We start from the raw sequence: 21,928 nt of genomic DNA, 5'->3' as shown, positions 1-21,928 counted from the left end.
CCCTTCGCGAAGATCGGCACTTAGAATGAAGCGATGAGCCAGCACGAGACCCAACCCCCGGTGGACGTTCGTTCCACGGGATGGCGTCTCACGCGCACCCTCCTGGTGGTCCTGGTGATCTTCTGGCTGGGATGCGTCGCCCACGTCACGGGCGGTGGCCGGATCGAGATTTCCGGGCTATCGCTGGCGCTTTCCCTCCCGCTGATCAGCGGGGTCTTTGCCCTCACCCGCTTTCGGCTCGGCCCGCTGGGTTGCCTTCCGGTGCTCGCGGCCGGACAATTCGCGGTGCACGGACTCCTCATGATCGGTGCCCACGGAACGGCCCCCGGCCCCAGAATCCTGGCCGGGGATCCCGTGGGTCCTTCGGCCGCCGCATCGGGCGCGGCCCATCTGCACGGCCCACACGCCGCCGTCGGCATGAACGCCGCCCACACGATGGCGAGCGGCATGGACGGCATGTCCATGGACCACGGCTCGGTGCCCATGCTCGTGGCGCACATCGCGGGGACGCTCCTGGCGATGGTGGTCCTCGGATCCGTCGACGCAACGCTCTGGATCCTCACCGCCCTCGTCCTTCCCTGGTTGAGGCGACTCTGCCTCCGCGCGATTCATCCGCGACCCCAGATGCCCCTCGCGGCCGCCGTCGAGACCGTGCCGCCCCGCAAATCCCCACCCAGGGCCTTTGACCCCGTTCGGGGACCTCCCGCTTTCCTCACTCTCGCCTAAATCAACGGCCGAGCCCTCCCCCTGGGCTCGGAGCATTCATCGTGCCTCGATGCTTTCCCGAGGCACCTGCTCACTGTGAGGAATTTATGTCCATCAACACCACAACCCGCCCCGAACGGGGCGCCCGTACGACCGGAACCGGAAGACGAGCACGCGGATGGTTTCGCCCGATGATTCTCCGGCTCCACTTCTACGCCGGGCTGGTCGTTGGACCGTTCATCCTGGTCGCGGCCCTGTCGGGGGCCCTTTACGCCGCCGCACCTCAGCTGGAAAAGATCGTGTACGCGCACGAGCTGAACGCCGGTTCCGACGCCCGCAACCTGACCGTCGACGACCAAGTCCACCGCGCGGTCGATCACGTCCGTCGGGAGGGCTCGACCGGGACGGACAATCCCCAGCCGATCGCTGTGCGCCCCGCCCCCGAGGCCGGGGACACCACCCGGGTCATGTTCGCTTCCCCGCCCGGCTCCTCGGAGTCCGACCGCCGAGCCGTATTCGTCAGCCCGGCCGACGGCGAGATTCGCGGCGATCTGACCGCTTACGGATCCTCGGGGGCCCTCCCCTTGCGGACCTGGATCGATCACCTCCACAGGGACCTGCACCTCGGAGAGACCGGCCGGCTGTACTCGGAATTCGCGGCCTCGTGGATGTGGGTCATCGCCCTGGGCGGCCTGATCCTCTGGCTGCCGCAGCTGACCTCTCGACTGCGCGCCGGCATGAGCCGCCGTCGCGCGATACGCGAGTCGACTCTTCCCCGGCGCGGTGCACGCGGCCGGAGCCGCCTCCTCGGATGGCACTACTCGGCGGGCCTCGGGCTGCTGGTCGCCATGTTCTTCCTCTCGGCCACCGGCATCACCTGGTCGGCACACGCCGGGGACAACGTGGCCTCCCTGCGAGCCGCCCTCAATTGGGGCTCCCCGAAGCCGAATACCTCGCTCACCGGGGCGGCAATGCCCACCGGTGGCGAACACGCCGGGCACGGCGCGGGCGCCGGCCACTCGTCGTCGGGGTCCGGAGGCATGTCGATGCCCACGGATTCCGGATACGACGCTGTGCTGCGGGCCTCCCACCGGTTCGGCATCGATTCCCCGAAGGTCGAGGTCGTTCCCGCCGAGTCGATGGATCAGGCGTGGACGGTCCAGGAGGTCGACCCGCACTATCCGACGCATATCGACAGCGTCACCATCGACCCGATGACCTACCGGGAAGTCGACAAGGTCTCCTTCGCGGAGGACTACTCGCTGCCGGCCAAGCTCGCGCGATGGGGAGTCGACATCCACATGGGCCTGTGGCTCGGCCTGGTCAACCAGATCATCCTGTTCGTCATCGCCATCGGCCTCGCCTCGATGGTCGTCTCCGGGTACGTGATGTGGTTCAAGCGGCGCCCGACGTTGCGCCGACCCAAGGCTCCGCGCGCCGGGGCCTCGACGGCGCCGTGGTGGGCCTGGCTCGCCCTGGGCCTGCCGGCCTTGTATCTCGGGATCTTCCTGCCGCTCTTCGGCATCCCTCTGGTCGCCTTCATGGTGGTCGACGCCTTGGTGACCCGATGCCGGAGACCCCTCCTGCCTAGGATGGATGCATGACGGAGACACAGAACCCCCTGACAGCAACCGGTCGGACCCTCGGCTGGGGCATCGTTTCGACGGGCGCCATCGCCCGCAAGGTCACCCCGGACATCTCGGCCCTCGAGGACGCCCGCCTCGTGGCGGTCTCGTCCCGCGGACAAGATTCCGCGGAGGAGTTCGCCCGCGATTTCGGCGTCGAGAAGGCCTACGGGAACGACGCCGACCGCACCGGTTTCGAGCGGCTACTCGCCGACCCGGAGGTTGAGGTCCTCTACATCGCCACGCCGCACGGCCAGCACTACGAGAACATGCTCCAGGCCCTGGACGCGGGCAAACACATCGTGTGCGAGAAAGCCTTCACGATCACCGCGGCCGAGGCCCGCGAGGTCCTCCGAGTGGCGGCCGAGAAGGATCTCTTCGTGATGGAGGGGCTCTGGACGCGGTTCCACCCACTGCGCGCCCGGGTCGCCGAGCTGCTCGACGCCGGCGAGATCGGAACCCCGCGATGGGTCCAGGCCGACCTCGGTTTCCGAGGCCCGGCGGACAAGTCCCACCGCCTGTGGCGCGAGGATGCCGGCGGCGGGGCCACCTTGGACATGGGCTGCTACGTGTTGCACTGGCCGTGGTTGGCGCTGGGCCGCCCGACCGGCGTCGTCGCCCAGACGGTCAAGCGCGGAAACGTCGACGCGCTGACCCAGGTGACCGCGACCTTCGACAAGGCCGGGGCCCAAATGAACATGTCCCTGGTCTCCCAGGGGCCTCGGGAAGCGGTGATCTCCGGGCACGAGGGGTACATCTCGATCCCGGCACCGATGCATCGGGCCGAGACCTTCACGGTGACCGACGCGCAGGGCCAGGCCCGGGAGGAATCATGGCCCCTGGTCGGCCGCGGCTACTCCTATGAGATGCGCGAGGCCACGCGTTGCATCCAGGAGGGTCTGCGGGAGTCACCGATCATGCCGTGGGAAGACACCATCGCGCAGATGGATCTCCTCGACGAGATCCGTCGGCAGATCGGCGTCACGTTCCCGGAGCACGACGAGGCCTAGCCCCACGGGCCAAACACCGCTTCGCCGCCGGCGCCATGGTTCGGCGTCGGCGGCGAAGCGGTGTCCGCCTCAGCGATTCGTGAAGTTCGGCGTGCGCCGTTCGCTGAAGGCCGCCATGCCTTCCTTCTGATCCTGCGTGGCGAAGAGGGAATGGAATATGCGGCGTTCGAACGTCAGGCCTTGGGCCAGCGGCGTTTCGAAGGCGGCCGTGATGGCTTCCTTGGCCATCATCGCGGCCGGCCGGGACTTCTGCGCGATGGTGGCGGCGATGTCCTGGGCGGTGTCGAGAACTTCTCCGTCGGGGACGACCCTCGAGACGAGCCCGGCCCGCTCGGCCTCCTCGGCGCCGATGTTTCGGGCGGTCAGGATCATGTCCATCGCCTTGGCCTTGCCGATGGCGTGCGTCAGGCGTTGGGAACCGCCCATCCCCGGGATGACCCCGAGATTGATCTCGGGCTGACCGAATTTCGCGCCTTCACCGGCAACGATGATGTCGCACATCATCGCGAGCTCGCATCCGCCACCCAGCGCATAGCCGTGCACGGCGGCGATGATCGGCAGGCGAACCTGCGTGAGGCGCTGCCACTGCGCGAACCAGTCGCTCGCGTACATGTCCGTGTAGCCCTTGGCCGCCATCTCCTTGATGTCGGCACCTGCCGCGAACGCTTTCTCGGAACCGGTCAACACGATCGCCGAGACGGACTCGTCCCGCTCCCACGCCTCGGCGGCGTCGACCACGGCGACCATCGTGTCGTAGTTCAACGCGTTGAGGGCCTTGGGCCGGTTGAGTCGGATGATCCCGACGCCGTCGCCCTTTTCGGTGAGAATCGGGGCGTTGTCTGTGGAATCGCTCATGATGCGTCCTTCCTCATCGTCTGGATGATCGCGGAAAAGTCGAGGTCCCCGTTGCCGGCCTCGGCGAACTCAGCGTATGCCTTCTGCGCGGCGCGCCCGAAGGATGCGGAGGTTCCCGTGGATTCCAGGGCCGCGAGAGCCAGCCCGAGGTCCTTGGCCATGAGTTTCGTCGCGAACCCAGGCCGATAGTCGTTGCTGGCCGGGTTTCCGGGAACCGGCCCAGGAACGGGACAGTTGGTGGTCACGGACCAACACTGCGCGGCCGAGGTAGACATCACGTCAAAGAGGGCCTGATCGGTCAGACCGAGCTTCGACCCCAGGGTGAAGGCCTCGCTCGCGCCGATGGTCGTGATGGCAAGAAGCATGTTGTTGCAGCACTTCGCGGCCTGTCCGGCTCCGTTGTCGCCGCAGTGGACGATCTTGTGGCCCATGGTTTCGAGCAGCTCGTGGGCGGCGTCGAAGTTGTCCTTCGGGCCGCCGACCATGAAGGTCAGCGTTCCGCCTTCGGCCCCCGCGGTTCCCCCCGAGACCGGCGCGTCGAGCGCTCGATGTCCGGCGTCGCGGACCAACCCCGCCGCCTCGACGGCCTCGTCGACGCTGATGGTCGAGCTGTCGATGAACAGCGTGTTCGGGCGTGCCGCGGACAGCAGGCCAGGCTGCCCGTCGGCGCCCCGGTAGGCGGCGAGGACGTGCTTGCCGGCGGGGAACATCGTGATGACCACCTCGGCGTCCCGCACGGCCTCCGCACCGGTATCGGCAACGGTCAGCCCGTCCGCGGCGGCGTTCTCCCGCGCGGCGTCGACGAGGTCGAAGGCCACGACATCGTGACCCGCTTCCTTGAGGTTCCGCGCCATCGGGCCGCCCATGTTTCCGAGTCCCAGGAATGCGATCTTCATGGCTTCTCTCCTTCGTCGGGCAACCGAAGGTCCTCGTGATTCGGCACGGGACCGAAGAAACCGAGAACGGTCTGGCGATCCACGTCCTCGAGCGTGCGCGGTTGCCATTGTGGGTTGCGATCCTTATCGATCACCTGCGCCCGGATGCCCTCCGCCATGTCGTGGGCAAACAGCGCGTTTCCGCTGGTGCGGAAGTCTTGGACCAGGGTCTCGGCGAGGCTCTGATCGGCGGCGCGGCTCAGGCCTTCGAGCGCCGTCTTCATCCCGGTGGGGCTGTTGCGCCGGATGGCCGTCAGAGCCGCGGCCGCGAGCTCGTTCTCCGGCTCCTTCGCGACGCGGGCCTCGAGATTGGCCAGGATTTCCTCGACGGTATCCGGGGCGTAGTCCGCATCGATCCACGACGCCGCCTCGGCCAACCGGGAGGCGGGCCGTTCGGCCTCGAATTCCTGAAGCGTGGTGGCCACGGTCCCGGGATTCTCGGTGCCCTCGAGCCGGGTCAGCAGCTCCTCGATCCGTGCGTCCGGAACGTAGTAATCGGCCAGACCCGCGTGGACCGCATCGGCGCCGTCCACGTGGAGGCCGGTCAGGGCCATGTGCTTGCCGGCCTGTCCGGGCGCGTGGGAAAGGTAGTTGAGCCCTCCGACGTCGGGCGAGAAGCCGATGCCGGTTTCGGGCATCCCGGTGCGAGTCGAGTCCGTGGCCACCCGGTGCGAGCCCGGCACCGACAACCCGATGCCGCCGCCGAGGACCAGGCCGTTCATGATCGCGACGTACGGCTTCGGGTACCGGGAGATGCGGTAGTCGAAGTCGTACTCGCGGCGAAAGAAGTCGATGCCTTGCCCGGGATCGTCGCTGGCCGCGGCCCGGTAGAGCGCCACGACGTCACCGCCCGCGCACAGTCCACGATCTCCCGCGCCCACGATCGCTACCGCCTTGACGTTGGCGTCCTGCTCGAAGTCATCGAGCGCCTGGTTGATCATCCCGATCATCGGGACATTCAGCGCGTTGACCGCGCGCGGACGGTTCAGAGTGATCAGCCCGAGGTGTCCGCGGATCGTGGACAGCACGGGGGTTTCCTGTTGCTGGTCGGCCATCGATGGTCCTCCTGTGGGATGGATTTCGGTTCCTCGGCGAAGCTCGTCAGTTGCCGGTCGGCATGACGAAGCTGGCGCCTTCCTTGATTCCGGAAGGCCAGCGCTGCGTCACCGTCTTGGTCTTGGTGTAGAAGCGGAAGGAGTCCGGTCCGTGCTGGTTGAGATCGCCGAAGCCGGAGGCCTTCCAGCCGCCGAAGGTGTAGTAGGCGATCGGGACCGGGATCGGGACGTTGACGCCGACCATGCCCACCTCGACTCGGCGGGCGAACTCGCGGGCCGTGTCGCCGTCGCGGGTGAAGATAGAAACCCCGTTGCCGAATTCGTGGCGGGTCGGCAGGTCCAAGGCCTCGTCGAAGTCCGCGGCGCGCAGGACCGTCAGCACCGGCCCGAAGATCTCCTCGCGGTACACGCTCATCTCGGGGGTCACCCGGTCGAAGAGGGTGGGCCCCGAGAAGAAGCCGTCCTCGTGACCGGCGACCGAGGCCCCGCGGCCGTCCAGGACCAGCTCGGCGCCTTCCTCGACGCCGCGGGCGATCATGGTCTCGACGCGGTCCTTGGCCACCGCAGAGACGAGCGGGCCGAAATCGGAGGACTCTTCCAGAGACGGGCCGAAGGTGAGTTTCTCGGCCTTCTCACGCACCTTGGCAACCAGGGCATCGGCGGTCTCCTCCCCCACGGGAACGGCCACCGAGATGGCCATGCACCGTTCCCCCGCGGAACCGTAGGCCGCGCCGATCAGGGCGTCCGCGGCCTGGTCCAGGTCGGCGTCGGGCATCACGATCATGTGGTTCTTGGCGCCGCCGAAGCACTGCGCGCGCTTTCCCCGCCGGGCCGCGTGCTCGTAGATGCTCTGCGCGATCGGCGTGGATCCCACGAAGGCCACCGCCTGGACGTCTTCGTGGTCGATCAGCGCGTCGACGGCTTCCTTGTCGCCGTTGACGACGTTGAAGATGCCGTCAGGCAGGCCGGCCTCCTTCCACAGGCGCGCGAGGATCAGCGGCACGGAGGGGTCGCGTTCGGACGGCTTAAGCACGAACGCGTTGCCGGCCGCGATCGCGGGTCCGGCCTTCCACAGCGGAATCATCGCGGGGAAATTGAAGGGGGTGATGCCCGCGACCACGCCGAGGGGCTGCCGCATGGAATACACGTCGATGCCGGTGCCGACCGCGTCGCTGAACTCGCCCTTCAACAGGTGCGGGGCACCCATCGCGAATTCGACCACGTCGAGCCCGCGCTGGAGATCGCCGTGAGAGTCGGGCACCGTCTTGCCGTGTTCGCGGGAGAGCGCCTCGGCGATTTCGTCGGCGTGTTCGTTGGCGAGGTTCACGAATCGGCCGAGCACCCGGGCGCGCTTCTGGGCGTTGGTGGCTCCCCACGCGACCTGGGCTTCCTTGGCGTTGCGGACGGCCTCGTCGACCTCCTCGCTCGAGGCCAGCGGGACCGAGGCCTGCACGTGACCCGTGCTCGGATCGTAGACGTCGGCGAACCGGCCGCCGCGACCGGCGACCTCCCGCCCTCCGATGAAGTGCTTGAGCTGCGTGACCTGGTCCTTCGACATCCGCCGGTTCTCCTCTCGAGAGATTCCGCTGTTGGTAATTGTGTCTCGGGTCACAGGCTATCGAGCGCCGGGGAACAACACCAGGAACCGGGCGAACCACGCCGTAACATCTCCGTCGCTAGACGTTCCGATGCTTCTTGGATTCGGCGGCGGCGCGCTTGCCCTTCTCCGCGATCTCGGCCCAGTCGGAATCGTCCAGCCCGGCGAGCGCCGAGAAGGTCGAGGGGCCCGCGAGCATCTGGCCGCCATCCATGGTGATGGTTTGCCCCGTGATGTAGTCGCAGGCCCCGGAGATCAGGAAGATCGCCAGGTTGCCCATCTCTTCGACCGTTCCGGGGCGACCCGCCGGCACCGCGTCGATATCCGTCATGGCACCCTGCCCGTCCTTATTCGAGCTGAGCACCACGGAGGTAAATTCGGTGGGGATCGGGCCGGGGGCGATCGCGTTGAGCCGGATGCCATACTTGGCCCATTCGACCGCGAGGGACATGGTCATGGCGTTGACGGCGGACTTGGCCATCGCGGAGGGCACCACGAAGGGCGATCCCGTGTACACCCAGCTGACCAGGGTCGAGAGGATGTTACCGGTGAGCCCCTGCTCGATCCATCGGCGGCCGACCGCGTGGGTCACGTTGTAGGAGCCCTTCATGACGGTGTCCGTGATGGCCTGAAAACCGCGCGGGCTCAGATCCTTGGTTTGGGCGATGAAGTTTCCGGCGGCGTTATTCATCGCGCCGGTCAGGGGGCCGTAACGCTCCCAGATGTCCCCCACCGCGGCACCCACGGCCTCGGAGTCGCGGACGTCGACGGCTTGATAGTGCACCGTTCCTCGGGCGCCCTGGGAAATCTCCTCGGCGGTTTCCTGAAGGACGTTTTCGCGACGGCCCCAGATGTGAACGGTCGCGCCGTGCTGGGCGAAGTGCCGCGCGACGCCCTTGCCCAGGTCGCTTCCGCCACCGGTCACGAGGATGCTCTGCCCCTCGAGGATGTCCTCCCGGAAGGGCGAGGGCGGCGGCTTGGGGTGGTTGCGGTGGTTCTGGACGGTCGAGTCGGTCATGCGTTTCCTCCGAGAGTTTCTCTTGCGGGGGCCGCGAAAGGCCACCCCCGGGACGTGTCCCCCATCACGTTAGTCGCGCCGGTGACGACCTCCCAACCGGGCGCGCGGCGAGCGGAAGCCGGTAGCCTGGACATCATGAGAATTGCGACCTGGAATGTGAACTCGATCCGCGCCCGTGCCGACCGCGTGGAGGCCTGGCTGGACCGCTCGGACATCGACGTCCTGGCCATCCAGGAGACCAAGGCCAAGGACGAGAACTTCCCGTTCGCCATGTTCGAGCGGCTCGGCTACGACGTCGCCCACTTCGGCCTGAACCAGTGGAACGGCGTGGCCATCGCCTCCCGCGTGGGGCTCGACGACGTCGAACGCACCTTCCCCGGCCAGCCGGCCTTCGGCAAGCCCGGCAAGGAAGAGGTTCAGGAGGCTCGGGCCATCGCCGCCACGTGCGGTGATGTTCGGGTGTGGAGCCTCTACATCCCCAACGGCCGAGGTCTCGACGACCCGCACATGGCCTACAAGCTCGAGTGGCTCAAGGTCCTGCGGGAGAACACCCAGAAGTGGCTCTCGGATGATCCCGCGTTGCAACTCGCCCTGGTCGGCGACTGGAACGTCGCGCCCCAGGACGACGACGTCTGGGACATCGACTTCTTCCGCAAGAACGAGATGACGCACGTGACCGAGCCCGAACGCGCGGCGTTCTTTTCCTTCATCGAGGAGGCCGGGTTGGCCGACGTCGCCCGCCCCTACACGCAGGGCGAGAAGGACTACACCTACTGGGATTACACGTCCCTGCGGTTCCCCAAGAACGAGGGCATGCGCATCGACTTCCAGCTGTATTCCCCGGCATTGGCCGAACGCGTGACCGGCGCCGAGTACGACCGCGAAGAGCGCAAGGGCAAGGGCGCCTCGGATCACCTGCCCGTGATCGTCGAGCTGGACTAGCCCTTCCCTCCAAGCAACCACAAGGCCCCCTTTGCCACTCACGGGCAAAGGGGGCCTTGTCACGCCCCGTCAAAGGCGTGGGGTCCGGCTCAGTATTGGACGCCGGACATCGGGTCGTAGCCGTCGGACATCTCGCCCAACTTATTCTGGGCGCAGTAGGACTTCATGAGCTGGTCGGTCGTCAGATCGTACGGCTCCGAAGAGGTCCAGGCGATGGTGCACTGCCCGCCGCCGTTCCAATAGTTCTGGATCTTCTCGACGACGGCGGCGTTGCTGGCGTCGGCCGCGCCGTTGGCACCGGATTGGTCGCCGCCGGTCGCACTGCCGTTGGCGGAGGAGCCGTCGGCACCCGAGGCTCCGCTGGTCCCGTCGGCGCCGTTCGCCCCGGCACCGTCGGATCCCGAGCCGCCCGTGGCCCCGTCACTACTTGCTCCACCCGTGGAGCCGGACCCGCCGTTCGCATCGGCGCCAGCGCTCGCGCCGCCACTGGCGCCGTCGCTGGATCCGCCATTGGCGCCCGAGCCGGAGGACGAGTCCCCCGAGGCGCCCGACGACGAGTCCGAACCCGCCGAGGCCGAATTCGAGCTGTCGGCGGAGCTGGACGAAGAATCCGAGGCGGACGCGGAAGAATCCGATCCGCCGGAATCGCTCTGGCTACATCCGGCCAAAGCCAACGCGGCGATTGCCGCGGTTACTGTCAGAACACGAGCTTTCATGGGGCCCTCCAGGTGTGTCTTGGATAACACCTGAGTATAAACAGATAGCTCCTCTATTTGTCTCTAGTTTTCATCAATATTTCCAAGACAATGCGAAGCCCAGCCGTGAAGGGCCGTTCAAGAAGCCGCTATTCCTCCCGCGCCTGACCGACGGAGGCATTTCTCCACGCCCGCCGCACCGCCAGATTGTGCCACAGCAGCATGAAAACGGTGCTCCCGATGAAGAGAGCCACCCAGAAGAAGCACCACCAGGGTTGCTCCTTCTGCAGCCCCGCTATACCGGGCACAAAGAGAAGTACCGCTATTACCGTCAATCTCCTCTCCCCGTTCGGCCGAACGACCGGTCGCCCGAAAAGCAATGGAATCGCATACTTCCGGTTGGCGCGGGTCAACCTCACCAACCTCGCCACATTGACGCACGTTCCCGCCACGAAGCAGAGGTTGATGAGAAGGAGGTTCATGCCCACATAACAACAAAAACTCGCATGGATGACAAGGTCCTCGAAAAATCGCACGAGTCCCTTTTATTCAATATCTCAAGTTATTTTTTGAGGTACTTTTCCCGCGGCGAGCTACGGTGCGCCTACCGTCCGCCTGCTTCACACCAAAAACCGCCACGACCCTTCCCGCGCGTTCACCGCAACGACGTTGTCTTTCGACGCAAGCTCGCATTGGTCCCAGCCCTACCCCCGACTGCCACCCCCCCGGCATCTCATGCACCATGAAACCCGTCAACATCGTAGCCAAATCGATTTGCTTACCGTTGGTAGTTCGTGGAAAGATGACGCCATGGCACCATTGTCGGTCCAGGAAACATAGGTGAGCCACATGTCCGATTTGCGCGAGCTGCACCACGCCCCGGCGGTTTTGGTGCCCGACTATGTATTGCTACCCGAAGGTCCGGCGCGTGACCACGCCGTCGTGGTGGAGGGCGACGCCATTGCCGCAACGGGGCCGGTCGAGGAGGTGACCCGGCGATTCCCCGCGGCGCGCCGCATCGACCTACCGGGGCGCTTGCTCATGCCCGGGTTTGTCGACGCCCACCACCACCTCTCCCAGTCCTTCGGAAAATCGCTCGTCTTTGGGGAACCATCCGAAATCTTTCAGCGAGTCTGGGTCCCCATGGAGTCCCATATGGACGCCGACGCCGTAGAGGTCGCCACCCGGCTGGCGGCCTGGGAATCGCTACGAGGCGGCTTCACGACCGTCGCCGATGCCGGGACTCGTTCCGCCGCGGGCGCCGAGGTCATCGCCCGAACCGTCGACGAGGTCGGGATCCGTTGCGTGCTCGGTAGCATCTGTGACGACCTCAGTCAGGGGTCCCCGGTTCGGGAGGTCGCCGAGGCCCGTCGTTCCGCCGAGGAGCACCTGAATCGCTGGGCCGATACCCCACTCGTCCATCCCTCGCTGGCGCTTTCCATTCCCGACGCCGCATCCGACGCGGCGATAACGGCCGCATCCCAGCTCTCTCGCGAGGCGGGCGTGCCGCTCCAGATTCACCTCAACGAGCACCTTGCCGGGGTCGAACGGTCTCTCAAGGCCTCACGGGAGAGGCCGCTCGAACGGCTGCACCGCCTCGATGCGCTCGGCCCCGAGCTGTTGGCCGCCCACACCACCCTCCTGACGCCCCGCGAAATACGGCTCCTCCGGGAATCGGGCGGAGCCATCTCCTATAACCCCGTGGCCAGCTCGTGGAAGGGAAACGCCGTCGCGCCCGCCCTGCTCCTGCACGAGCTCGGCGTCCGCGTGGGCCTGGGCACCGACGGAACGCGCTCCGATGCGTTCCGTCTCCTCGACGCCGCCGAGACCGCCCAACGCCTGACCTCCGGAATGGCGTCCGGCGATTCCTCCTCCGGCGGAGGTTGGACGTGGCTGGAGTGCGGCCTGCGCGGGGGCGCCGACGCCGTCGGGCTTTCGGACGCGGTCGGCCTCATCGCGACGGGGGCTCAGGCCGACCTCCTCGTGGTCGACCTCGAGGTGCCCGAATTCGCGCCGTCGTGGGATCTCCCCTGGGAACTCGTGCGACTCGGGAACCGGGATCAGATCGATGCGGTCATCGTCTCGGGACGGCTCCGTCTCGAGAACGGCTGGCCGGTCGACTGGGACGGTCACGCGCTTCTCGCCAAAGCCCGAGAGGTCTCCCAGCGAGTCGTGACCGCGGCGTCCATCACGAGGGTCGATCCTTTCTCGGCAGAGCATCGCCGTCGATGGTTCGCCGAGCATCCGATGCGCCCCCGCCAGGGACCCCCGGAAGACACGACGGGACGGCCCTCATGACCACCGCGGCCCTGATCATCATCATTGCGGCCGCCCTTCTGGCGGCCTTCGTGCAGGGCGCCACGGGCATGGGCTTCGCGATGATCGTGACGCCCGTGGTGAGCCTTCTCGAACCCTCACTGGTGCCCGTCCTGATCCTGTTTCTCATGCTCCCCCTCAACCTGTACGTGCTGGCCCGAGAGAGGCACGCCGTCGATTGGCGGGGTGCCTCGTGGGTGAGCGTCGGGCGATTCCTCGGGACCTTCCTGGGGCTTTGGGTGCTCGTGCTCGTCAACCTCCATCAGCTTTCCCTGCTGATCGGTTGGTCGACGCTCGTCGCCGCCGTCATCGCGATCCTGGCCCCCGAATTCAAGGCCAACAGGACCGTCCTGACGACGGTCGGCCTGGTCACGGGAATCACCGAAACCTCGACGGGCGTTGGCGGACCGCCCTACGCGCTGGCGTACCAGCACCGGCCCGGCCCGGAGCTGCGGTCAACCGTGGCGCTGTGCTTCTTAGTCGGAGAAATCATTTCGCTGCTTGTCCTGGCCCTCGGCGGGCGAGTGACCGGGGCGGACCTCACGGCGACCGCCGCCGTCGTACCCGCCGTTCTCGTGGGCGCCTTTCTCTCGCGGTACGTGCACCGGCGCCTCGACGGTCCGGTGCTGCGCTACATCGTTTTGGGGTTCGCGATCGTTTCGGGGATCGTCGTCATCCTTCGAGCGTGACCCGCGGATCGCCCCGAACCCGTGAGGTCCGCGTCGCGCCGCCGGGAATGCGTCCCAGGTCCGCCCGCCAGTAAGATCGCTTCCATGAACAATACGTCGCGCCCTCGTCGAGCAACGATCGCCGATGTTGCCCGTGAGGCCGGCGTATCGCGCACGACCGTCTCGCATGCCCTCAACGACCTCGGCAAGGTGAACCCTCAGACCCGCGAGCGCATCAAGGAAGTCGCCGCCCAGCTCAACTACCGCCCGAGCGTTCGTGCTCAGGGGCTCCGCTACGGGCGTTCCCACACGGTGGCCCTTCTCTCCTCGATGCCGTCGGAGGTTTCTGCGGGGTCTTCCCAACTCGGCTTCTTCATGGAATTGGCCATGGGTTGCTCCAGGCACGCCCTCTTACGCGGATACGCTTTTGTCCTGGTGCCTCCCATGGCGGACGGCGATCCCCTGGACCGCCTCGACATCGACGGGGCGATCCTTTTGGAGCCCCTCCCCGGCGATCCGATGACGGCGGCGCTCACGTCGCAGGGCATTCCCTTCGTGACCATCGATGGCAACGATGGACCCCGGGAGGTCACCCTCCGACCGACCGAGACGGCGGATCTCATGCTCGAGCACCTCCATGGCCAGGGAAGCACCGCCCCGGCGTTGGTGATTTCGGATAGCGACCGCACGGCACAGTCGGCCGCGCTGAGCCGATACCTCGAGCGGGCCGAGACGTTCGGCTTCACCCCGCACGTCGCCCGGGTCGCCGAATCGGAGGGTGAACACGGCGGCTACCGCGCGACCTCCTCATTACTGGCCGCCCATCCCGAGATCGACGCGCTCTGCGTCCCCATTGACGCGTTCGCCACCGGCGCCGTGGAAGCGGGCCAGGCGAACGGGCGAACCATCGGCGAGGATCTGTTGGTGGCAACCCGGTACGACGGCCTGCGTGCCAGGTCCGCCACGCCGCAGTTGACGGCCGTCGACCTGCACCTCGAACAGATCTCCCAGCTGGCCGTGGCCAAGCTCCTGAGCCTGATCGCGAACGGTGGTGAGCAGGACGGTCCCCTGACGGAGGACTCCGCCCCTTACCCGTCGCTTGTTCCGCGGGCGTCGACCCGCGCCGGTCGGGAATGACCGAGGCGCTGCCATGAACCGTGACGGCGGCGCTCAGATTCTATAGTCCCCCGGCCGCCGCTCGGCCTCGACGGGCCCGGGCCGCCCCTTCCCCCTCGTCCGCCCGGTCCGGATCCCCGGACTCCTTCGCGGCGCCACGCCGGCCCAGATGATGAAACAGAATATTGAGGGCGACGGCCACGAAAGCCGACATCGCAACCCCGCTACTCAACAGGGATTCCACGATGGTCGGGAATTGCGAGTACATCCCGGGCAGAAGCAACGGAAGTAGGCCTACCGCGAGGCTCACCGTCGCCGTGACCAGGTTGCCCGTCTGATTGAAGTCCACGCGTGCCAGCATCTGAATTCCCAGCACGGAAATGATGGCGAACACGACGATCGCTGCGCCTCCGACGACCGCCGACGGGATACCACCGAGGATCCGGGCCAGGGGGCTCAGGCCAATGATGACCAGCAAGACGCCGCCGAGCGCGGTGACGAACCGGCTCCGCACGCCGGAGGCCCTGATGATCCCGACGTTCTCCCCGCTCGTGACCATGGCCGGGGTGCCGAAGAGCCCGCCCACGAGTGTCACGAGACCATCGGAGCGGACCAGTCGGGGAACGTCGCGGCTCGGCTCCACCTTTTTCTGCACGATTTCGCCGTTGATGATGGTCTGCCCGGTCGCTTCGGCCATCGAGGCGAGGGCCCATACCAACATGGGGATCGCCGCGAGCAGGTCAAAGGTCGGGCGGCCCAGGGGAAAGAGCTCCGGCGTGACGAAAAGTGGTCCGGGCATCTTCTCCGTAAAGTGCGTCACCCCCATGAGGGCGCCCACCACAGTGCCCCCGAGAAGCCCGAGCGCAATGGACAGCCGACCCAGCGTCCCCTTCAGGAACCGGAAGCACAGCACGATGATGCCCACCGTGACGACGCCGAGGAGCAGATTCTGGGGATCGCCAAAGGCCTGACTGCCTTCCTCCCCCACCACGAGCGACCCGGTCACCTGCAACAGGTTGATCCCGATGACGACCACCATGATGCCGACGACGAGCGGCGGGAAGTAGTCGAGTATTCGCACGAACAGCGTGACGGCAAGGATATAGAACACGCCGGTGATGAGCACCGAACCGACCGCCGTGGAGACGTCCGTGCCTTGTGCCACGGTGATGAAAAGGACCGAGGCGGCACCACCGGGAAGCATCACGAACGGTAGTCGCACACCGATTCTCCAGACCCCCACCGACTGCAATACCGACCCCAGGCCCGAGAATATGAAGACCGCGGAGAGAACGGCCGAGACGACGCGCGGCGGCAGATCCAGCGAATTTCCGATCAGGAAAACCGACGATATGGGCGTGGCCACCATGACCAGCACGTGCTGAATCGCGAAAGGGATCATCGGCAGGACGGGCCTGACCTGGTCGACGGGGTGGACTGTCGTGGATGTCTTCGCCTGATGCATGAGTGATTTCCCTCCGACGGCGTCGATGAACACCGTTAACACACGAGCCAAATCGATTTGCTTCAGTGTGCTCTGAATCACTACAACAGTCAAGTATTTTGCGCCCCCGGGGCAACAGCCACTCGGCTACCCCACGAACCCTCGGTGGGACGAAGCGGAACGCCCTCTAGCTCTGCCCCAGCCTGATGAGTTCGTCGACCTTCTCCTGCGGCACCCCGAAGCTGACGAGCCGCCCCACGGGGAAAGAGGCCATCATCATGCCGATGTCCGTCTGCTCACCCCCGGGCGACGCCTCCGCACCGGCAGCGGCCCCTGTCTGACTCTCGGTTTTCTGCCCGGCGTCCTCCGCGTCTGGATCCCCCATGAACCCGGCCAACCATTGACGCGCCACAGGCCCGGCCTTCGGGTGGGCCAGGACTTCACCGAGGGAAGCTTCCCGGGTGAGTTCGATGTCGGGATCGTCGCCGTCGATCGAGACCGATACCTCGCCCCGGATGTCTCGAGACGAAGCACCCACTTCCACGCGATAGGTGCCTTCCTCAACCACAAAGCGGTCCACTCGGATGTCCCAGTATGCGAGGTCGGAGCGGTCGACGGTCAGCGTCACACGCCGGGTCTGCCCCGAGGCGATCTCGACCGAGGAGAACGCCTTGAGCTCGCGCGGGGACCGGTCCACGGCGGATTCGTCTCGCCCGACGTACACCTGCACCACTTCGCGTCCGTCGCGCGGGCCCACGTTGGTCACGTCCACCGAGACATCCAGGCCGCCTCGAGCGTTCACCTGAACCGTGGGCTCCCCGTAGTCAAAGTCGGTGTAGGTGAGGCCGTGGCCGAAAGGAAAGGCGACCTCAAGGCCTCGCTTGTCGTACCACCGGTAGCCGACGTGGACGCCTTCGCCGTACCTCACGTGCCCCAATTCGCCGGGGAAGTTGCCGTATGAAGGGGTGTCCTCAAGCCGGTGCGGGATGGTTTCGCTGAGTCGCCCTGACGGATCGGAGGCACCGGTAAGGATGTCCACGATCGCTGATCCGCCGGCCTGCCCCAAGAGCCATCCCTCGACGATCGCCGGCACGGTGTCCGCGAAGGGCAAGGAGACGACGCCGCCGTTGGACAGAACGACCACGGTCCGCGGGTTGGCCTCCACGACCTCATCCAAGAGCTCGATCTGGTCGGCGGGCAGATCGATCGTGGTGCGATCGAAACCTTCCGACTCGGCGGCGTCGGGCAGGCCGAGGAAGACAACGGCGACGTCGTTCGAACGGGCCAACTCGACCGCTTCGGCGCGAAGCGACGCCGACGGTTCGCCATCGAACGTGAAGCCCGGCGCGAAGGAGACCCGGTCGCCCACCGCCTGCGTGAAACTGTCCAGCGCCGTGTCCACGCGAGTCGGGGTGATGTGGGAGGAGCCTCCGCCCTGGTATCGCGGGGTCCGGGCGAACTCCCCGATCAACGCGATGTCCTGCCCCTCGGCCAGCGGAAGCAACGACCCTTCGTTCCGAAGCAGGACGACGGATCGCGCCGCGGCCTCGCGCGCCAGGGCGTGGTGGGCATCGACGTTGAGGGAGCCGTCAGGCTTCTCGCGGTGGCCGGATTTCTCGACCAGGTCCAGGACCCGTTGCGCCGCCCGGTCGACCAGCGCCTCGTCCAGGTCTCCACCGCGGACGGCGGCGACGATCTGGGCATCCGTGACGCCGTCCGAGGATGGCATTTCCAGATCCAACCCCGCCGCGACGCCCTTGACCCGGTCGTTGACCGCGCCCCAATCGGAGACCACCAGGCCGTCGAACCCCCATTCGTCGCGCAGAACATCGGTGAGCAGCCACGGGTGCTCCGACGCGTATGTCCCGTTGACCTTGTTGTAGGAGCACATCACGGTCCACGGCTGCGCATTCTTGACCACGCGCTCGAAGGCACGGAAGTAGATCTCGCGGAGCGGCCGGGGGTCGACGTCGGCCGAGACGCGCATCCGGTCCGTCTCCTGATTGTTCGCGGCAAAGTGCTTCAGGGATGCGCCGACGCCCCGCGACTGCATGCCCCGCACCATCCCGGTCGCGACCTCGCCCGCGTGGTGCGGGTCCTCGGAAAAATACTCGAAATTGCGGCCGCACAGGGGTGAACGCTTGATGTTGACGCCGGGGCCCAAGAGGACCGCGACGTCTTCGATCGCGGACTCCACCCCCAGGGCGATGCCAACTTTCGCGGCCAGCTCCGGGTCAAAGGCCGAACCGAGGCCGACGGCCGGAGGAAAGCACGTGGCCGGGATCGAATCATTGATCCCCAGGTTGTCGCTGGACCCCGTCTGTTTGCGCAGGCCGTGGGGTCCGTCGGGCATCATGATCGATGGGACGCCGGCCCGGTCGATATTTTTGGTGGTCCAGAAGTCCTTGCCGCTGAGCAGGCTTGCTTTCTCTTCGAGAGTCAGATCTCGCGCGGTCGTCATGATGTCTCCCTCTGTTTCGCTGATGCGGCGGTTGGGAATGGGGGGCGTTGGTCGGGTGAAAAAGCGTGGACCATCCCGTGATCAAGCGGATTTGATGGATATCACGGCCATGGTTTCCATGATGCCGACAACGAGGGCTCAGGGGAAGAAGATTTCGGCGCGAGGGACCGGGCCAGCGGCGCCGAGCAGGAGACCGCCGTCTGCCCGAAGATCCTCACCATGGCGGAATCGGCAGATCAGCAAACCGTTAAATAAAGAAAACCGCCCCGCATAGAAGCCTACGGGGCGGTTTTCAGTGGCTCCGACCGGCGTCGATCCGGTGACCTTACGATTTTCAGTCGTACGCTCTACCAACTGAGCTACAGAGCCAGGCATTTCTTCTCAGATATGCCGCGACGGCGCCTTCACCTGAATTTCTTCAGAAGAAATACGCCGCCTGAGCGACCCTGACGGGACTTGAACCCGCGACCTCCGCCGTGACAGGGCGGCGCGCTAACCAACTGCGCTACAGGGCCTTGGTGTTTTTCCAACGAGAATCAATCTTATTGGAACAACATGTGGTGCGCAAATCCAAGGATTTGCAGTACCCCCAACGGGATTCGAACCCGTGCCGCCGCCGTGAAAGGGCGGTGTCCTAGGCCGCTAGACGATGGGGGCTTAGGCCAGCTCGGGAAGCTTTCCTCGCTTGGACCTCCATAAGCATACTCACCCCGTCGGGGAAAGTACAAATCAAATCGGCCAAAAGCGGTGGGGATCACAGGCCGACGCCGTGGCCCCCGGGATGCCGCGGCGCCCCGGGGGCCTCAGGGGGGGGCAAATCAGCCCCACACGACTCCCGGCTCCGGGGCCGACTCGATGCGTTCGTCCTCGATGTCCGGGACGATCATCACGGGGTTGTCCGCGGCGTGAAGCACGCCCTGCGACGTCGAACCGAGGATCATGCCGGTCAGCCCACCGCGGCCTCGGGTACCGACGACGATCATGTCGGCCTCTTCTCCGGCCTCGATGAGGACCTTGACCGGCGAACCGTCGATGAGCTCGGCGGTGACCTCCAGGTCCGGATAGAACCCGTTGACCCACTTCTTGGCGGACTCCTGGAGCTGCTCGACCTCGCGATACATCGCCTCGAAGTCCACCGCCGCCGGAACCCAGTTCACGGCCCCGGTGAAGGGAGCGAGCGCGTTGACCAACTTGAGACCCACGCCCATGCGCTCGGCCTGCTCGGCGGCCTTGAGGATCGCGATGCGTGCCTGGTCCGAACCGTCCGAGCCGACCGCGACGCCGTACTTCGGGGTGAGGACCGTGGCATCCTCCGCGTGACGCTTGGCCCAGTTGAGCGGCACCACGACCACGGGGCAGCTGGACTTCGCCGGGAGCGCCGTCGAGACGGTCCCCAGGAGCCGTCCGAGGAAACCCCGGGCGGAGCGAGAACCGACCACGATCAGCTCGGCGCGCTTGGACAACTCGATCAGGATCGCCGAGGCGTCCCCGGTCTCGACGGTCGCGCGCAATTCGACGCCTTCGTCCTCGACCCGGCGATACGCCTCGTCGAGGATCTGGCGGACGCCGTCCTCGAGGGCTTTGTCGTCGATCACCGAATAGCCGGCGTCGAATCCCGTGCCGGTGAAGATGGGCAAGGAATACGCGGTGACCAGCCGGACGGCGACCTTGCGCCGCTTGGCCTCGGAGACGGCCCAGGTGAGGGCGCCGTAGCTCTGGTCCGACCCGTCGATTCCAACCACGATCTCGCCGTGGATATCTCCCAAATTCGACGGCCCGCTGCTGTCCTTCAGTGCCCGCGCACCAAAGGTGTTTTCGGAATTGAAGCCGCTGGTCTCTGACATGGCGCCCCTCCTTGGGTAGTTCCTCTTCCCATTCTAGGACGTAGATCACTAAAGTCAGCCGGTCTGTGAGAAAGATTTCAGATATGAAAAACCGCCCCGAATCCAGGATCCGGGGCGGTTTTCTGGCACGAATGCGCCGGGCGAAATTACTCTCCGCGGGAAATATTCACCATGTCCTCGCGGGGCACGACCTTCACGCGCTTGCGCGGCTGGCCCGCGGCATCGGTCGCGGCCTCGCCGAGGGAACGCTCGTGCTCGTCCAGGGTGTGCCACCCGTCCCACGTGGTGAACCGGACGCCCTTGGCGTCGAGGAACTCGTTGACGTGTTCGGGCTCGGCGTCGGAGGCCGAGAAGCTGTGGTCCTCAATGAGGTGGGTGATGGTCTCCAGCGCATCCGACTTGGTCGAACCGATCAGACCGACGGGTCCGCGCTTGATCCACCCGGTCGCGTAGAGCCCCGGGATCGGGCTCTCGGTGTCGTCCAGGACCCGACCCTCCTGGTTGGGGATGACGCCGCGCAGTTTGTCGTAGCCGACCTCCGGTAGCTCCGAGCCGAAGTACCCGATCGCGCGGTACACGGCCTGGACCGAGTACTCGATGGTCTCTCCGGTCGGGCGGATGCCGCCGGCGCCGTCCAGCTCGTTGCGCTCCATGCGGATCGCGCGGACCTTGCCGTTCTCGTCGCCCACGATCTCGGCCGGCGACTGCAAGAAGTGCAAGTGCAGGCGGCGCGAGGCCGTGCCCGGATTCTCCTTCTGCTCCTCGCGCCACTTATCGAGGGTCTTGATCATGGCCTTGATCTGATTGTTCGACTCGATGGCCGCGCGGGAGGCTTCGTCGAACTCGAAGTCTTCGTCGTACAGCACGATGTCGACGTCGCGAGACTTGGCGAGTTCGCGCAATTCCAGCGGCGTGAACTTCATCTGCGCCGGGCCGCGGCGGCCGAAGATGTGGACGTCGGTGACCGGGGACTTCTTGAAGCCCTCGTAGACGTTGTCCGGGATCTCGGTGACCAGCAGATCATCCGCGTGCTTGGACAGCACGCGGGCGACGTCGAGGGCCACGTTGCCGTTGCCCAGCACCGCGATCTCGCGGGCCTCCAGCGGCCATTCGCGGGAAACGTCCGGGTGTCCGTCGTACCAGGCCACGAAGTCCGCCGCGCCGTAGGAGCCGTCCAGGTCCACGCCGGGTATGTGAAGGGAGGCGTCGTAGTAGGCGCCGGTGGCAAAGATGACGGCGTCGTACCGCTCCTGGAGCTCCGCGAGGGTAATGTCCGTGCCGTATTCGACGTTTCCGAAGAATCGGATCGCGGGATTCTCCATGATCTTGTGCAGCGAGGTGATGATGCCCTTGATCCGGGGGTGATCCGGCGCCACGCCGTAGCGGATGAGCCCGAACGGCGCGGGGTACCGATCGAAGATATCGATGCTGACCTCGAGGTCGCCGTCGGCGACGGCGTCGGACTTGGAGAGCAGATCCGAGGCGTATACGCCTGCGGGACCCGATCCGATCACGGCTACGCGCAATGGACGGTCGGGGGCTTGAGTCACGGCGGATTCCTTTCATCACGGATTCCGGGGTTCGTTCCCGGCCCTCATCCGGAGGGGCGGCACTAAGGCACTGTCAGCCAGTCTAACGACCG

General features: G+C 66.2%; 17 protein-coding genes and 3 tRNA genes. 7 read left to right on the top strand and 13 right to left on the bottom strand.

Annotated elements, in window-relative coordinates; all coding sequences use genetic code 11:
- The first annotated feature begins 33 nt into the window (after positions 1-33).
- From CURSPS6_RS01020 to CURSPS6_RS01010, 3 genes are all read left to right on the top strand, one after another.
- Complete coding sequence (locus CURSPS6_RS01020) at positions 34-726, top strand: hypothetical protein (RefSeq protein WP_030013443.1); 693 nt, start codon at positions 34-36, stop codon at positions 724-726.
- An 86-nt stretch (positions 727-812) separates the two neighbouring features.
- On the top strand, positions 813-2,309 hold the full coding sequence (locus tag CURSPS6_RS01015) for a PepSY-associated TM helix domain-containing protein (RefSeq protein WP_035809893.1): 1,497 nt from the start codon (positions 813-815) through the stop codon (positions 2,307-2,309).
- Positions 2,306-3,340, top strand: a complete 1,035-nt coding sequence (locus CURSPS6_RS01010) for a Gfo/Idh/MocA family protein (RefSeq protein WP_030013440.1) — start codon at positions 2,306-2,308, stop codon at positions 3,338-3,340. Before CURSPS6_RS01015 ends, CURSPS6_RS01010 begins: the two co-directional genes overlap by 4 nt.
- A gap of 69 nt (positions 3,341-3,409) precedes the next feature.
- Here CURSPS6_RS01010 and CURSPS6_RS01005 read toward each other — a convergent pair whose 3' ends face one another.
- The 5 genes from CURSPS6_RS01005 to CURSPS6_RS00985 form a co-directional block, all read right to left on the bottom strand.
- On the bottom strand, positions 3,410-4,195 hold the full coding sequence (locus tag CURSPS6_RS01005) for an enoyl-CoA hydratase (protein ID WP_030013438.1): 786 nt from the start codon (positions 4,193-4,195) through the stop codon (positions 3,410-3,412).
- Complete coding sequence (mmsB, locus tag CURSPS6_RS01000) at positions 4,192-5,091, bottom strand: 3-hydroxyisobutyrate dehydrogenase (RefSeq protein WP_030013436.1); 900 nt, start codon at positions 5,089-5,091, stop codon at positions 4,192-4,194. Before mmsB ends, CURSPS6_RS01005 begins: the two co-directional genes overlap by 4 nt.
- Positions 5,088-6,185 (bottom strand): enoyl-CoA hydratase/isomerase family protein, encoded by a 1,098-nt coding sequence (locus tag CURSPS6_RS00995; protein ID WP_035809892.1) that lies wholly within the window; start codon positions 6,183-6,185, stop codon positions 5,088-5,090. Before CURSPS6_RS00995 ends, mmsB begins: the two co-directional genes overlap by 4 nt.
- Positions 6,186-6,231: 46 nt before the next feature.
- A complete protein-coding gene (locus tag CURSPS6_RS00990) occupies positions 6,232-7,743 on the bottom strand; it encodes a CoA-acylating methylmalonate-semialdehyde dehydrogenase (protein WP_030013434.1) in 1,512 nt (503 codons plus the stop codon).
- A gap of 118 nt (positions 7,744-7,861) precedes the next feature.
- On the bottom strand, positions 7,862-8,800 hold the full coding sequence (locus CURSPS6_RS00985; RefSeq protein WP_051687471.1) for an SDR family oxidoreductase: 939 nt from the start codon (positions 8,798-8,800) through the stop codon (positions 7,862-7,864).
- A gap of 135 nt (positions 8,801-8,935) precedes the next feature.
- On the opposite strand from CURSPS6_RS00985, the gene CURSPS6_RS00980 reads away from it, so the two are divergent.
- On the top strand, positions 8,936-9,742 hold the full coding sequence (locus CURSPS6_RS00980; protein ID WP_030013432.1) for an exodeoxyribonuclease III: 807 nt from the start codon (positions 8,936-8,938) through the stop codon (positions 9,740-9,742).
- Between the two features lie 89 nt (positions 9,743-9,831).
- Here CURSPS6_RS00980 and CURSPS6_RS00975 read toward each other — a convergent pair whose 3' ends face one another.
- On the bottom strand, positions 9,832-10,458 hold the full coding sequence (locus tag CURSPS6_RS00975; RefSeq protein ID WP_030013431.1) for a hypothetical protein: 627 nt from the start codon (positions 10,456-10,458) through the stop codon (positions 9,832-9,834).
- 828 nt (positions 10,459-11,286) lie between these two features.
- Here CURSPS6_RS00975 and CURSPS6_RS00965 point away from each other — a divergent pair.
- The 3 genes from CURSPS6_RS00965 (at position 11,287) to CURSPS6_RS00955 (ending at position 14,558) form a co-directional block, all read left to right on the top strand.
- Positions 11,287-12,735, top strand: coding sequence for an amidohydrolase family protein (locus CURSPS6_RS00965; RefSeq protein WP_051687470.1), 1,449 nt, complete (start codon positions 11,287-11,289; stop codon positions 12,733-12,735).
- Positions 12,732-13,442, top strand: coding sequence for a sulfite exporter TauE/SafE family protein (locus CURSPS6_RS00960; RefSeq protein ID WP_030013427.1), 711 nt, complete (start codon positions 12,732-12,734; stop codon positions 13,440-13,442). The genes CURSPS6_RS00965 and CURSPS6_RS00960 overlap by 4 nt, the downstream gene beginning before the upstream one ends.
- Before the next feature lie 84 nt (positions 13,443-13,526).
- Positions 13,527-14,558 carry a LacI family DNA-binding transcriptional regulator gene (locus tag CURSPS6_RS00955; RefSeq protein ID WP_030013426.1) on the top strand — a complete coding sequence of 344 codons (1,032 nt, stop codon included), beginning with the start codon at positions 13,527-13,529 and terminating at the stop codon, positions 14,556-14,558.
- 40 nt (positions 14,559-14,598) lie between these two features.
- On the opposite strand, the gene CURSPS6_RS00950 is transcribed toward CURSPS6_RS00955, so the two are convergent.
- The 7 genes from CURSPS6_RS00950 to CURSPS6_RS00920 all read right to left on the bottom strand — a co-directional run bounded on the left by CURSPS6_RS00950 (position 14,599) and on the right by CURSPS6_RS00920 (position 21,836).
- Positions 14,599-16,002, bottom strand: a complete 1,404-nt coding sequence (locus tag CURSPS6_RS00950; protein WP_051687469.1) for a uracil-xanthine permease family protein — start codon at positions 16,000-16,002, stop codon at positions 14,599-14,601.
- Between the two features lie 166 nt (positions 16,003-16,168).
- Positions 16,169-18,442, bottom strand: a complete 2,274-nt coding sequence (locus tag CURSPS6_RS00945; RefSeq protein WP_030013422.1) for a glycoside hydrolase family 3 C-terminal domain-containing protein — start codon at positions 18,440-18,442, stop codon at positions 16,169-16,171.
- 296 nt (positions 18,443-18,738) lie between these two features.
- A tRNA-Phe gene (locus CURSPS6_RS00940) sits at positions 18,739-18,811 on the bottom strand.
- A 72-nt stretch (positions 18,812-18,883) separates the two neighbouring features.
- Positions 18,884-18,957, bottom strand: a tRNA-Asp gene (locus tag CURSPS6_RS00935).
- Between the two features lie 69 nt (positions 18,958-19,026).
- Positions 19,027-19,099, bottom strand: a tRNA-Glu gene (locus tag CURSPS6_RS00930).
- Positions 19,100-19,260: 161 nt separating this feature from the next.
- Positions 19,261-20,286, bottom strand: coding sequence for a universal stress protein (locus CURSPS6_RS00925; RefSeq protein ID WP_051687468.1), 1,026 nt, complete (start codon positions 20,284-20,286; stop codon positions 19,261-19,263).
- A 146-nt stretch (positions 20,287-20,432) separates the two neighbouring features.
- A complete protein-coding gene (locus CURSPS6_RS00920; RefSeq protein ID WP_030013420.1) occupies positions 20,433-21,836 on the bottom strand; it encodes an FAD-dependent oxidoreductase in 1,404 nt (467 codons plus the stop codon).
- Positions 21,837-21,928 lie beyond the last annotated feature (92 nt).

It is taken from the genome of Curtobacterium sp. S6, assembly GCF_000710345.2.
Taxonomy (GTDB): domain Bacteria; phylum Actinomycetota; class Actinomycetes; order Actinomycetales; family Micrococcaceae; genus Rothia.
Note: the sequence above shows the minus strand (reverse complement) of the source record. Positions and strands in the feature narration are given on the sequence as shown.

Bases quoted from the DNA above. Each gene is read 5' to 3' on its own strand.
- CURSPS6_RS00985 (WP_051687471.1), bottom strand. From the start codon at position 8,800: ATGACCGACTCGACCGTCCAGAACCACCGCAACCACCCCAAGCCGCCG.
- CURSPS6_RS00945 (WP_030013422.1), bottom strand. From the start codon at position 18,442: ATGACGACCGCGCGAGATCTGACTCTCGAAGAGAAAGCAAGCCTGCTC.
- CURSPS6_RS00925 (WP_051687468.1), bottom strand. From the start codon at position 20,286: ATGTCAGAGACCAGCGGCTTCAATTCCGAAAACACCTTTGGTGCGCGG.
- CURSPS6_RS01005 (WP_030013438.1), bottom strand. From the start codon at position 4,195: ATGAGCGATTCCACAGACAACGCCCCGATTCTCACCGAAAAGGGCGAC.
- CURSPS6_RS00990 (WP_030013434.1), bottom strand. From the start codon at position 7,743: ATGTCGAAGGACCAGGTCACGCAGCTCAAGCACTTCATCGGAGGGCGG.
- CURSPS6_RS00975 (WP_030013431.1), bottom strand. From the start codon at position 10,458: ATGAAAGCTCGTGTTCTGACAGTAACCGCGGCAATCGCCGCGTTGGCT.
- CURSPS6_RS01020 (WP_030013443.1), top strand. From the start codon at position 34: ATGAGCCAGCACGAGACCCAACCCCCGGTGGACGTTCGTTCCACGGGA.
- CURSPS6_RS00955 (WP_030013426.1), top strand. From the start codon at position 13,527: ATGAACAATACGTCGCGCCCTCGTCGAGCAACGATCGCCGATGTTGCC.
- CURSPS6_RS00995 (WP_035809892.1), bottom strand. From the start codon at position 6,185: ATGGCCGACCAGCAACAGGAAACCCCCGTGCTGTCCACGATCCGCGGA.
- CURSPS6_RS01015 (WP_035809893.1), top strand. From the start codon at position 813: ATGTCCATCAACACCACAACCCGCCCCGAACGGGGCGCCCGTACGACC.
- CURSPS6_RS01010 (WP_030013440.1), top strand. From the start codon at position 2,306: ATGACGGAGACACAGAACCCCCTGACAGCAACCGGTCGGACCCTCGGC.
- mmsB (WP_030013436.1), bottom strand. From the start codon at position 5,091: ATGAAGATCGCATTCCTGGGACTCGGAAACATGGGCGGCCCGATGGCG.
- CURSPS6_RS00960 (WP_030013427.1), top strand. From the start codon at position 12,732: ATGACCACCGCGGCCCTGATCATCATCATTGCGGCCGCCCTTCTGGCG.
- CURSPS6_RS00980 (WP_030013432.1), top strand. From the start codon at position 8,936: ATGAGAATTGCGACCTGGAATGTGAACTCGATCCGCGCCCGTGCCGAC.
- CURSPS6_RS00965 (WP_051687470.1), top strand. From the start codon at position 11,287: ATGTCCGATTTGCGCGAGCTGCACCACGCCCCGGCGGTTTTGGTGCCC.
- CURSPS6_RS00950 (WP_051687469.1), bottom strand. From the start codon at position 16,002: ATGCATCAGGCGAAGACATCCACGACAGTCCACCCCGTCGACCAGGTC.